General features: G+C 73.5%; 8 protein-coding genes. 6 read left to right on the top strand and 2 right to left on the bottom strand.

Annotated elements, in window-relative coordinates:
* Positions 1-213: 213 nt before the first annotated feature.
* The 6 genes from BCD49_RS02665 to BCD49_RS02640 all read left to right on the top strand — a co-directional run bounded on the left by BCD49_RS02665 (position 214) and on the right by BCD49_RS02640 (position 11,559).
* The gene (locus BCD49_RS02665; RefSeq protein WP_007517143.1) at positions 214-621 is read left to right on the top strand and encodes a DUF5319 domain-containing protein; all 408 of its coding nucleotides are present in this window, start codon (positions 214-216) and stop codon (positions 619-621) included.
* 269 nt (positions 622-890) lie between these two features.
* Positions 891-2,528 (top strand): IMP dehydrogenase, encoded by a 1,638-nt coding sequence (gene guaB, locus BCD49_RS02660; protein WP_071041067.1) that lies wholly within the window; start codon positions 891-893, stop codon positions 2,526-2,528.
* Between the two features lie 370 nt (positions 2,529-2,898).
* Positions 2,899-4,023, top strand: coding sequence for a GuaB3 family IMP dehydrogenase-related protein (locus tag BCD49_RS02655; protein ID WP_071041066.1), 1,125 nt, complete (start codon positions 2,899-2,901; stop codon positions 4,021-4,023).
* Between the two features lie 231 nt (positions 4,024-4,254).
* Positions 4,255-5,976, top strand: a complete 1,722-nt coding sequence (locus BCD49_RS02650; protein WP_071041065.1) for a hypothetical protein — start codon at positions 4,255-4,257, stop codon at positions 5,974-5,976.
* A gap of 201 nt (positions 5,977-6,177) precedes the next feature.
* The gene (locus BCD49_RS02645) at positions 6,178-9,837 is read left to right on the top strand and encodes a hypothetical protein (protein WP_131803355.1); all 3,660 of its coding nucleotides are present in this window, start codon (positions 6,178-6,180) and stop codon (positions 9,835-9,837) included.
* Positions 9,838-10,002: 165 nt separating this feature from the next.
* A complete protein-coding gene (locus BCD49_RS02640; RefSeq protein ID WP_071041064.1) occupies positions 10,003-11,559 on the top strand; it encodes an ABC transporter substrate-binding protein in 1,557 nt (518 codons plus the stop codon).
* 168 nt (positions 11,560-11,727) lie between these two features.
* On the opposite strand, the gene BCD49_RS02635 is transcribed toward BCD49_RS02640, so the two are convergent.
* Positions 11,728-12,324: a GTP-binding protein gene (locus BCD49_RS02635; protein ID WP_007518658.1), complete on the bottom strand. Its 597-nt coding sequence runs from the start codon at positions 12,322-12,324 to the stop codon at positions 11,728-11,730.
* Entirely contained in the window at positions 12,305-12,652 is a 348-nt protein-coding gene (locus BCD49_RS02630; protein WP_035925779.1) for a DUF742 domain-containing protein, read from the bottom strand. The genes BCD49_RS02635 and BCD49_RS02630 overlap by 20 nt, the downstream gene beginning before the upstream one ends.
* Positions 12,653-12,672: the final 20 nt, after the last annotated feature.

Raw genomic sequence — 12,672 nt, 5'->3', positions numbered from 1 at the left:
AGGAAGCCCGTAGGCGACAGCCCCTCTCGGCGTCGCCAGGCCCAGAAGGCGCCTCCGAAAGCAACGGTCCTGTCGCTACCCCCCACCGACTCACCCAACCGGCGAGCCAGGCCGGAGTTTTCCCAGATCAGGGCACATCCCGCGCGAACCGGCCGGCCACCCGCCGGTCGTCGCGGCCCGCGGCCCCGCCCAGGCCGGAGATCGGGGCGTAGCGTGGGCGGCGTGAGCGACGAGCCCATCGACCCGTTCGCGGGCGACCCGGAGGATCCCGCTTCCGAGCTCTCCCGGCTGGACCCGGTCGAGGACGTCGACCTGCTCGAGCCGCTGTCGCTGCACGAGCGGGAGGAAGTCCTCGCCGAGCTCGGCGACCTGGACGTGTTCAGGACGCTGCTGGAGCCGCGGGGATACCGCGGCCTGGTGGTGGACTGCGAGGGCTGCGAGGAGCCGCACTTCTTCGACTGGGACCTGCTGACCGGGAACCTGCGCCAGCTCCTCAACGAGGGGCGTACTCGGGTGCACGAGCCGGCGTTCGCCCCAGACCCGAGCTGCTACGTCTCCTGGGACTACGCCCGCGGCTACGCCGACGGCGTCTGCGAGGCGTCCGAAGCGTCGGAGGCGTGATCCCGACGTGATCTCGAGGGCCGAACGCGCTCCGGCGGTCGGGCCACGGTGAGCGCGGATCGGCCCGGGCTGTCGGCCGCGGGCATGGGTGACACTCCCCACGTTGTTGCCGCTAGGTAACGCCGCATCCCTGGCAGGCGAGGGGTAGGCCACACGGAACCCTGTGGCCTTGCCTGCTTACCTGGCGTATAGCGCCCTACGGGGGGCCATGATGTCTATGCGGGGGCGGCTCCCCGCCGCTGGTCGGCGTAACCAGAACGGAAGGTGCCATGGACGCTCCCGTCGCCACCCCGACCCCGATCGCGGCCTCGGCCGCGCCGGCCACGGCCCGGGACTCGCTCCCGCCGGCCGGCGACGCTGACAGGGCACTCGTCAGGCCGCCGGGCGGCGAGGCCGGAATCATCCCCGCGCCGAAGCTCGCCATGCTCGGTCTCACCTACGACGACGTCCTGCTGCTGCCCGCGGCATCCGACGTCGTGCCGGCCGAGGTCGACACCTCGACCCGGCTGTCGCGCAACATCCGGCTGGCCATCCCGCTGGTCTCCTCGGCGATGGACACCGTGACCGAGCACCGGATGGCGATCGCGATGGCCCGCCAGGGCGGCGTCGGCGTTCTGCACCGCAACCTGTCGATCGAGGACCAGGCGCAGCAGGTCGACATGGTCAAGCGCTCGGAATCCGGCATGATCACCGCGCCGATCACCTGCGGTCCCGACGCCTCCATCGAGGAGGCGAACGCGCTGATGGCCCGCTACCGGATCTCCGGCGTGCCGGTGACCGCCGAGGACGAGACGCTGCTCGGCATCGTCACCAACCGCGACATCCGCTTCGAGCGTGACTACTCCCGCCCGGTCAGGGCGGTGATGACGTCGATGCCGCTGATCACCGCTCCGGTCGGCGTGAGCGCGGACGAGGCACTGGACCTGCTGCGCCGGCACAAGATCGAGAAGCTGCCGATCGTCGACGACCGTGGCCGGCTGCGCGGCCTGATCACCGTCAAGGACTTCACCAAGCGGGAGCGCTACCCGCTGGCGACCAAGGACGCGGACGGCCGGCTCGTCGTCGGCGCCGCGATCGGCGTCGGCGAGGACGCCTTCAAGCGGGCGCAGGTGCTGGTCGCCGCCGGCGTGGACTTCCTCGTCGTCGACACCGCGCACGGGCAGCACCGAGCAGTTCCCGAGATGGTCCAGCGGATCAAGGCCGAGCTGCCGACCGGTCCGGACGGCCGCCCGCTGGACGTGATCGCCGGGAACGTGGCCACGGCCGCCGGAGCGGCAAGGCTGATCGCCGCCGGCGCCGACGCAGTCAAGGTCGGGGTCGGGCCGGGCTCGATCTGCACCACCCGCGTCGTCGCGGGTGTCGGTGTGCCACAGATCACCGCCATCTACGAGGCCGCGCAGGCGGCCCGGGCGGCCGGCGTGCCGGTGATCGGCGACGGTGGTCTGCAGCACTCCGGCGACATCGCCAAGGCGATCACCGTCGGCGCGGACACCGTCATGCTCGGCGGTCTGCTTGCCGGCGTCGACGAGAGCCCGGGCGAGCTGATCTTCATCAACGGCAAGCAGTACAAGGCGTACCGCGGCATGGGCTCGCTCGGCGCGATGCGCAGCCGCGGCGGGGCGCGCTCCTACTCGAAGGACCGCTACTTCCAGGACGACGTTCTCTCGGACGACAAGCTGGTTCCCGAGGGCATCGAGGGTCAGGTGCCCTACCGGGGGTCACTCGCCGCCGTCGCCCACCAGCTGGTCGGCGGGCTGCGCGCCGGGATGGGCTACGCGGGCGCGCAGACGGTCCACGACCTGCAGGAGTATGGCCAGCTCATCCGGATCACGTCCRCCGGCCTGATCGAAAGCCATCCCCACGACATCCAGATGACCGTCGAGGCGCCCAACTACACCGGCAGGTAAGTCGGGCGGGCTGGGTTGAAGCTCGCCCAAGACACACGGACCCGCCTGCGCCCAGGTTGGCGACGTTCACGGTCAGAACCCGGTGACCACGCTGGGCGCGGAGGCGCGCCTCGCGGAGGCCCGGCCCCGGACGGTCCGGCCTGCGCCTAGGTTGGCGACGTTCACGGTCAGAACCGGTGACTACGCTGGCGCGGAGGCGCGCCTCGCGAAGGCCCGGCCCCGGAGCGAAGCGACCGGGGTCGGGCCGCAGCGAGGTCGCCGGAGCGCACGTTCGCGGAGGAGGACACGGCGCGGAGGTCCCTTGGGAGCGAAGCGAGTAAGGGGCCGGAGCGCCGTGCCCGGACGGAGCGAACCAGAAAGAGAGCCAGCGTTGGCTGAGGTTGAGATCGGCATTGGCAAGAGCGCCCGGGTGGGGTACGACCTCGCGGCGGTCGGCATCGTCCCGTCGCGGCGTACCCGGGACCCAGCGGACGTCTCGCTGGCCTGGCAGGTGGACGCCTACCACTTCGATCTGCCCATCGTCGCGGCGGCCGCCGACGCGGTCAGCTCACCGGACACCGCGATCACGATGGGCAAGCTTGGCGGCCTCGGGGTCCTGCATGTCGAGGGGCTGTGGACCCGGCACGAGGACCCGCTGCCGCTGATCGCCGAGCTGGCGGAGCTCCCCGCCCAGGCGGCCACCCGCCGGCTGCGCGAGCTCTACCAGGCGCCGATCCGGCCCGAGCTGATCGCCGAGCGGCTCGGGCGGGTACGCGACGCCGGGCTGGTCACGGCGGCCGCGCTGCGGCCGCAGAAGGTCCGGGCGCTGTTCGGTGACGTCCTCGCCGCCMAGGCGGACCTGCTGGTCATCCATGGCCCGGCGGTCTCGGCCGAGCATCAGTCGACACGGACCGAGCCGCTGAACCTCAAGCGTTTCATCGGCGACATCGACATCCCCGTGCTGGTCGGCGGCTGCGCGTCGTTCTCCACCGCGCTGCACCTCATGCGCACCGGCGCGGCGGGCGTCATCGTCGGGGTCGGCACCGGTGGTGGCGACGCAAACCGCGCGGAGCTCGGGATCGGCGTGGGGCTCGCGACCGCGATCGCCGACGCCGCCGGCGCTCGGATGCGATACCTGGACGAGTCCGGCGGCCGGTACGTCCACGTCATCGCGCACGGGGACCTGCGCACCGGCGGGGACGTCGCGAAGGCCGTGGCCTGCGGCGCCGACGCCGTGATGATCGACGGCGCGCTCGCCGCCGCCGAGGACGCCCCGGGGCAGGGCGGCCTGTGGTCGATGGACGTGCTGCACTCCGACCTGCCTCGCGGGCGGTGGCAGCCGGTGGAGCGGGCCGGCACGCTCGAGCAGATCCTCGTCGGCCCGGACCCGGCCGGGCCCGCGGGCGGGGCCAGCCTGGCCAGTGCGTTGCGGACCGCCATGGCCACCACCGGCTATGCGACTCTCAAGGAGTTCCAGAAGGCCGAGATCATGCTCGCCTCCCCACCCATCGGCTGACCGGTACATGCCAGGGCATCGGCCGCGCTTGCCAGATGTCCGTTGTGGTCATATTGTCCAAATCGTGACGGGCTAGCGCCCGCGCTCACGGGTGCCCCGCGCGGGGCACCCGTGAGCCTTGTGAGCCAGGAGTGTTCTTGCTCACAATTTCACAATGGAATACCCCCGAATCTGCGCTCGCGCCGCTCGTGGCACCCTTGGAGCGTCCGTCTCCACTCCGAAGGATCACAAATGCGCCTCGACGAGCACGGCCGCTGGGTCAGCGACGACGGCGCCTACGTGTGGGACGAGAGCGCCCAGACCTGGCAGCCAACGTCTCGCCCGCCGGGCGGTGCGGCGGTTCCGGGGGCCGGCGGCCCCGCGGCCGCGGCCCGCGGAGGCGGCGCCCCCGGCTACGGCTCCGCCGGCACCGGCGGGCGGGCGGCGACGCCGGCGGATCCCGGCGGCTACGGCGGGCGTCCGGGTGGCGGCCAGCAGGCCTACAACGAGCCGAGAACCGGCAGCTTCCCCCTGTTCGGTTCCGAGGAACGCACGAGCAGGGACCGGGAGGCGACCTGGTCGCCCGTCACGGGCCCCTATCCGCAGCCCGGCAGGGCCGGCGGCTTCCCGGCCGACAGCCACTCTCCGGACACCGGCGCCGACTGGCGCGGCGGCCCGGCCCCGGCCAGGGGCGGGGCGCCGACGCGCGGCGGATCCCCCACTGGCCACGAGCCGGGCGGCCCGTCGTCTCCCGGGTCGACGGGTGGCGGCGCGGGCTCGACCGGCCAGTCCCGCTCCTGGCCGGCCAGGGACCCGTTGGGCACCGGGTCCTACGACCGGCCCGACCCGCTCGCCACCGGCACGGGCCGTGGCTACGACCGCGACGACCCGCTGACGGGACCGTTCGGCCGTGCCGACCCGCTCGGCACGGGTTCCGGCACCGGCAGCTGGGCGCGGGACGCGGGCCGGGGCGTTCCGGGAGGAAGCGCGCCCGGCACCGGCCCGGGCGCGGGCCGAAGCGGATCGGGCACCGGCCCAGGCGTGAGCCGGGGCGGATCGGGCACCGGCCCAGGCGTGAGCCGAGGCGGCCCGGCGCTGACCGGCCCGCTCGACAGCCCCGGCACCGAGGCGATGAACCGGCCGACCACCCCCGTGACCGGCCGGCCGGACGCGACCGGCCCGTTGCCGGAGGACCCGACGCGTACCGGCGCTCGGGGTTCTGCCCGGCAGGCCTCCCAGGTCAGCTTCCCTGAGACGGCGGGAGCCACGGCCGACCCCGACGCGAGAGGTTCGGGTCGTTTCGCCGCGGCGTCGTTCGCCAAGACCGGCGTAGGCACCGGCCCGCGCGCCGCCTCTCCCCCGGAGGGTCGCACCCTCGACCGGGGCCGCGGTCGCGACCTGGACCGTGACGCCCCCGGCCTGCTCGATGACGACGACCGTGACGACCGCGACGAGGACGACGACCCGAGCGACGGCCCCGGCTGGCGGGGGGCGCGCGACCGGTTGCGGGGCCTGGCCGGCGGGCGGCTCGGTTCCGCCCACGACGAGGACGTCCTCGATGACGACGATGACGACGACGAGGACGACGGCCGGGAGAACGGCGGCGGTCTCGTCGGCAGGCTCAGGACGGGCCGTGGCCGGGTTCTCGTCTTCGGCGCGGCGGCGCTGGTCGTGGTGCTGGTCGCTGTCATCCTGCTGCTGAAGGCGACCGGCGACGACGGCGGTTCGCCCGCGGCGACTGGCGGCTCGTCCACCACGGCCGGCCGGCAGTACGACGCCTCGGTCCGCAAGACCTACCTCGACACCTGCGTCGGGGGCAACAACGGCATGACGAACTACTGCAACTGCACCCTGACCAAGCTCGAGGCCGGCTACAGCCAGGACGAGTTCCTGCGCCTGAACGCCGACGTGGAGTCGGCCGCCGCCCAGCGGGTGATCAAGGAAATCCGACAGGCCTGCGACAAGCTCAAGTAGGGGCCGGGTCGCGCGGCGCCCGGTGGGTCAGGTTCGTGCGCTGGACGCGGCAAGTCATACTGGTTGATGACCTTTGGTCGGCTTCGCCGGGACTCGTGACGTTCCGCCGTCGAGAGACACGACATTGACGCTCCACGGCCGCTAGACGCGACGTGGCACTGAGCAGGGGGGCAGGGGTTGCCCACCGACGACCACGGCCGCTTGCTGAGCGATGACGGCGTCTGGGCCTGGGACGCGGCTTCCCACCAATGGGTTCCGCGCGCGCAGCAGCCCGCCGTCCCCGCCGCACCGGTGACCACCCGCCGCGACGACTTCTTCGCGGTCGAGCGGGTCAACGCGCCCGAACCGTCCGCTCCGGCTCACCCCACCCCGGCCTACCCCACGCCGTCCCATACCGGCCAGGCCGCCACGGCCACCGTCCCCGGCGCGCCCGAGTCCGCGTGGCGCCCGCTCGCGGCGGGCCATCCGCCGGCCGCCACCACCCAGACCGGCGCCACCCAGACCGGCGCCGGCTGGAGCGGGACGCCCGCGCCCACCGATCCGCGCGCGAGTCCCGATCCGTTCGCGGTCGGCTCCCTCTGGAGCAGCTCCTACGTCAGCGGGGACACGGGGCTGTCGGTCACGGCGATCGACGTCGGGCCGGCCCCACCGGCCGTCGTCCCGCCGCCGGTGACATCGAGCCAACGCCCCGAGTCGACCGCCGGATACCAGCCGGGCCCGGCGCGCCCCGCGGCGCGGGACTACGGAACGCCGGCCCCCGCCGCGCCGTATCTCCCACCCGCGCAGTCACCGGCCGCGACCGCACACCCGTCGCCGAGCCCGCACCCCTCCCCGAGCGCCTACCCCTCCCCGGCGGCCTCGCCGTTGCCCCGGCCAGCCGCCGTCGCACCGGCACCGACGCTGTTGCCGTCGTCCTGGTCGGCGCGACTTACCGGCCAGGAGGGCACGCCGACCAGCGGTGCCGCCGCCGCGGCACCCGGCCCCCGCCCGGCGAGCGGTCCCGTCCAGATAGGACCGTTTCAGACCACCCGCGTCGGCGGCGTCCCAGCGGACGTTCCCGATCAGCGTCCGGACCTCCCCGACCGCCTTCGCCAGTCGGGCAGGAGCCCCGGGTCCGACTGGGACCCCGGACCTCGCCGATCCGGCGGGAACCCGGTCTCCGATCCGCCAGGGTCTCGGGGCTTCGCCGACCCGCCGGGAGATCGGCCGGGAACCGCGGGCTTCGCCAACAGTGGCGGAACCCCGGGCTTCGCCGCCCCAGGGAGCACCTCGGGGTCCGTCCGGGTCGGCGGCGACGCCCGTGCCCGCTCGGCCGGCACGCCAGGCAGTGGCTACCCACCCGCGGGGAGCATCTCGCCCTGGGAGCCCGCGCCGAGGTCTCCAGGACCCCCCGGCCCAGGAACCGGCGCCGGGGTGGTGGCTGTCGGTGGCCCGGCCGGCTCCGGCGTTCCTCAGGCGCGGGTGTCTCCCGCCCCGCAGGCTCCCGTGTCCCGAGCGGACGGCGGCTCCAGCCCCCCGCCGGCGAGGGACGAGCGGGCGCCGAACATCTTCTTCACCCCGGCGCGGGGCCTCCCTCGGCCCACGGCCGGAACGCCCGGCCCGGGTGGCCCGGGTGGCCCGGGCTTTCCTGGAGGCGGCCCAGGCTTCCCCGGCGCGGGTATGCCGGCCAGCGCACCCGGTGGTCCGCGTACCCCCACCCGTCCCGGGGAGAGCCAGCCACCTGGCGGTGGGCAGGGCAACCGCGCCGCCGGGGTGTCCGCGCCGCCGTCGTCTCCCTGGCGGGTACCCGAGACGGACCCGAGGTCCACCACGGGGGTCGAGCCCACGGGCGGCACCGGATGGTCGCCGTTCACCAGGACGCCGCCCCAGGACGCGACCGCGAGGAGTTCCGACGGCCCGCCGGGCACAGGCTGGCGCTCGCCGCCTCCACCGGTCACCGATCGGGCCGGCGCGCGGTCTCCAGCGCCCCCCGAGCTCGCCGCCAGCACGCCTGCGGGCAGGCCCGTCATCGACCCGCGTGACCCCCTGGGCACCGGCGACCTCCTCGGCCTGCCCCGGCGTCCTTCGCAGGCGACCGGTGCGCCGAGTGGCCCGATGCCCAGCCGCCCCTCGGCCCCTGGTGGCCCGCTGCCCGGCGGCGCGGCACCAGGTGGCCCGGCCACGGGCGGCCCGTTCACCGGCGGCCGGCCCACCGGCGGTCCGGCCGGCGGCGGTCCGTTCCCCGGGCAGCCGATCGACGGGCTCAGCGGAGCCCACCAGAACCTGGGGACGCATCGTCCCGACGCCGGGCCCGCGGACCGCGGGCTGCCACCGGGGACGGCCGCGCCGGTCCCGTGGGGAAGAACAGGCGCGGAGGCCGTGCCGTCCGCGCGGGACGGCTCCCAGACTCGCGGTGGCGGTTGGCGAGGCCGCCGCCGCGATGGAGAGACCGGCCCGCGGACGCCCGCGGAGGCGCCCGGGCTTCCGACACCCGGGCTTCCGGCGCCCGAGCGGGCTGGGACGGGGCGCCAGCCCGCGCCGCCGACGGCACGCGCCGACGGGACCTCGCCAGCCGACTCGTCGGCGCCGCGGGAGGCTCGGGGCGCCGACGGGCACGGCACGTCGACCAGCGAGCGGTCGACGGCGTCGCGACGGCCCGCGCCCGTCGAGATGACCTCCGTCCTGTCCAGGACGGCTGCCAGCCTGCCGCGGCGCGGCATGATGCGCAGTGTGCCGGCGGACCGGCGCAGGACGCCGAACCCGATGACCGACTCGATGAGCCTGCAGGCGGTCACGCCCGCCGCGTCGCCCGGGGCTCCCGAACGCTCGGCGGGCCGGCGGGCACGCGGTGGGCAGGACCAGACCGGCGCGACGACCGGGTCGAGGACCAGCTCCAGAACCGGCCCCGAGACCAGTCCAGGCAGGAAGTCGCGCGGCGCCGGTGAATCCGACGAGCCGCCCGCGGACCCTGGGCGCTCGGCCGGTCTGGCGGGAGCGCCGCGGGGCCTCGAGGCCGGGGCCGGCGTGGGTGGCGGCCGGGCCGGGCAACGCGAGGACGGGTCACGGCCGCGGCCGCACGACCCCGGGGCGGGCCTCGACCCGCTCACCGGGCCCAGGGGCGCCCAGGAAGCCGTTGGCTCGGACGATGGCGGCCGGCTGGCCGGCCGGGGCGCCACCCAGTCGAGAAAGCCGGCGGGCGGTGCCGGACGCCGCTTCGCCGCGGACGACCTCGAGGACGCGTTGGAGCTGGGCGAGGCCGAGAGAACGTCGCGGCGGCCGCCCACCACGGACGGCGACCACGCGGCGGACGACCGGCTGGCGTGGTTCCGGCAGGGCTGGCTCGGTCCCCTCACGGTCGCGGTCGTCGTGGCGCTTGTCTCGCTCGGGATCTACGTGCTGCTCGCGGGGCGCGGGGGTGGCGGCCGCTCGGGCGCAAGCGGCGCCGCGGCGAGCGCCACGCTCTCGCCCGCCGGGACCAACGCCGACGCGAAGGCCGGCAAGGCGCTGGTCGATGGCACCTACAGCTGCGTGGCGGGCGCCGCTCCGGCCGCTCCCGCCGCGAGCGCCACCGCGGCGGCGGGCGCGACCCCGGGCACCGCCGGGCCGTCGGCGGCCGGGGGAGCCGCTCCAGGCGCCCATGCGGGTGCCCTCGTCATCCCGCCCACGAGCGGGAAGTACCAGTGGAACGGACAGCAGGGCGACTACACGATCGCCACCCCGAAGTTCGATGACGCGTCCAACGTCATCGCCGCCGTGGCGTTCACCAGCGGCCCACTCCAGGGACAGGTCGGCAACAGCATCGCCGTCTGGCCGGCTGGCGCCCGAGTTCAGGCCACCGTGTACGTCACCAAGGGTGGCAACATGTCCTGCGCCCTCGACTAGTGGATTCTCAGAGTCACCAATAGAGCGCGAAACGTCGGATACGGGCGCGGCATGCTCACGCGGCACTACGCAGCGAGTTCTCTCGACCGGCGGCGGGCCGTTCCAGCCACACCGAAATGGACCCAGTCGACAGGTTTAGACCGGGGTGCGGCAGGATCAGAAGCCATGCGCAGGTCTGACCGGTTGACGGGCAAAAAGCGGCCGATCTCTCAGGCAGCCGACGGCAGCGACGCCGCGGCCCGTCCTCAGCTTGCCTCCTCCCCCACGACCTCCCCCACGACGGTGGTCGACGCCGCCCACGGCCTCGCCGCGCCCGCCGCCGCTGACGGGCAGCGGCAGCCCGTCGTGGCCGGTGGCCAGGGTTTCCGGTTCGTCGACCGGCGCGCGCTGCTGCGGCTCGCGGGCACGGCCGCCCTCGCCGCGCCGGCGGGTGGCCTGCTCGCCGCCTGCAGCGGCTCCGACTCCTCGTCGACCTCGAAGATCCGGCCCGTACGCATCGGCCTCGTGACGCCCCAGTCCGGCGCGCTCAGCAGCTTCGCCGACGCCGACCTGTTCGTGACCGACGTCCTGAAGAACTTCTTCACGAGCAACGGCGGACTGTCGGTCGGCGGCACCACCCATCCGGTCGAGATCTACATCCGGGACAGCCAGTCGACCTTCGCCAGGGCGGCCAAGGCGGCGAGCCAGCTGATCTCCGACGACCAGGTGGACATCGTCCTGGTGGGCGCCACCTCGGACACCGTCAACCCGGTCGCCGACCAGTGCGAGGTCAACGGCGTCCCGTGCATCTCCACGATGGCGCCCTGGCAGTCGTGGTTYGTCGGCCGCGGCGGTGACATCAACAAGCCGTTCACCTGGACCTACCACTTCTTCGCCGGCCTGGGCGAGTACTTCAGCGCCTTCTCGTCGATGTGGGGGCAGGCGGAGGTCCCGAGCAACCACACGGTCGGCGCCCTGTGGCCGGACGACGTCGACGGCCGGACCTTCGCGAACCAGGGCCTGCCGTTCCGGCAGAGCCTCGCGGCCACGAACCTCGAGCTGGCCAGCGCGGGCGACGCGGTCGGGACCACGGACTACCACCTGTACCCGCCGGGCACCAAGAGCTTCACCGACATCATCGACCGGTTCAAGGACCAGAACGTCCAGATCGTCACCGGCATCCCCCGCGCGGCGGACTACATCCAGTTCCAGCGGGACGCCGTCGACCAGAAGTTCTTCCCGCGGATCATCACCCTCTCCAAGGGGGTGCTGTTCGACACCGACCTGAAGGTCCTCGGTGGCACCGTCGCGGACGCGCTGACCACCGAGATGTTCTGGTCACRCAGCCTCCAGACCCGCAGCTTCCTGACCAACTGGACGCCGGCGCAGCTCGCCGACCAGTACCAGAAGGCGAGCGRCCAGGGATGGTCGCAGCAGCTCGGCACCTCGCTCGCGCTGTTCGACGTCGCGGCGCAGGCGCTGGCCAAGGTGAACTCCCTCGACGACAAGAAGGCGATCGCGGACGTCCTGAAGAACAACTTCACCGCCCGCACCATCGTCGGCGACGTGAAGTTCGGCGCCCGCAGGGACGTGCCGCAGAACGTCGCCACGCTTCCGCTGAACGGCGGCCAGTGGCGCTGGCACGCGGACACGTTCACGTTCGACCTGGAGCAGATCAACAACTCTGGTAACGGGAACATCCCGAACACCGGCAGCCTCAGGCAGCTCAACCAGGACGCCTAAGCCGTCGCACGCACGAGAAAGCCGTCCTCGGCGAAGACCAGCTCGCCGAGGACGGCTTCTCGTCGTGCTCGTCAGTTCAGCGGCTCTGTGCCGCCGCCCAGGCATACGAAGGCACGCGAAGGGGGAGGGCGCGATGCCCTCCCCCTTCGTGTTGCCGGCGTCGTCGTCCTAGGCGCGCAGGGCGGCCCGGGACATCGTGTGCTCGACGACCGCGATCAGCGCGCTCTTGGTCGAGTCGCGGTTGCGCGCGTCACAGGTGATGATCGGAACCGACGGCCCGATCTGCAGCGCCTCACGCACGTCCTCGATCGAGTGCCGCAGCACCCCGTCGAAGCAGTTCAACCCGATGACGAACGGCAGCTGGCGCTGCTCGAAGTAGTCGACGGCGGCGAAGCAGTCCGCGAGCCGGCGGGTGTCCGTGAGCACGATCGCGCCGATCGCACCGCGGACGATGTCGTCCCACATGAACCAGAACCGGTACTGTCCCGGCGTTCCGAACAGATACAGGATCAGGTCCTCGTCCAGCGACACCCGGCCGAAGTCCATCGCCACCGTGGTCGTGGTCTTGTCGACCAGGTGAGTCAGGTCGTCGACGTGCGCGCCAGCCTCGGTCATGACCGCTTCAGTACGAAGCGGGACGATTTCCGATACAGAGCCCACAAAAGTGGTCTTCCCTGCGCCGAAACCGCCGGCAACCACGATCTTGACCGAGGTGGTCGCGACCGAGGAGTTGACCCTTCTGTTGTCAGAGCTTTCGTAGGCCACTGAGAACCCTTTCGAGCAACGCGAGATCCGGTGCCTCGTCGCGGTCCGGCTGCTGGTGTACGCGGACGAAGCCCTCGTCCGCCATGTCACCGACCAGCACCCTGGCGACCCCGAGGGGCACCCGCAGGCCGGCGGCGATCTCCGCCACGGACCGGACCTGACGGCACATCGCAGCGATGGACTGCTGCTCAATGCTGAGGCCGATCGCGCGTTCCTCGCCGTACTGGGTAGTGATGACGAGCGCCTCGATGGCGAGTTCGTAACGCGACCGGGTTCGCCCTCCGGTCATGGCGTACGGCCGGACCACCGGTCCGGGCGGCCCACCCATGTCACTCACGCTGACTCCMT

The sequence above is a fragment of the Pseudofrankia sp. EUN1h genome (assembly GCF_001854645.1).
In the GTDB taxonomy this organism is placed as follows: Bacteria; Actinomycetota; Actinomycetes; order Frankiales; family Frankiaceae; genus Pseudofrankia; species Pseudofrankia saprophytica.
Note: the sequence above shows the minus strand (reverse complement) of the source record. Positions and strands in the feature narration are given on the sequence as shown.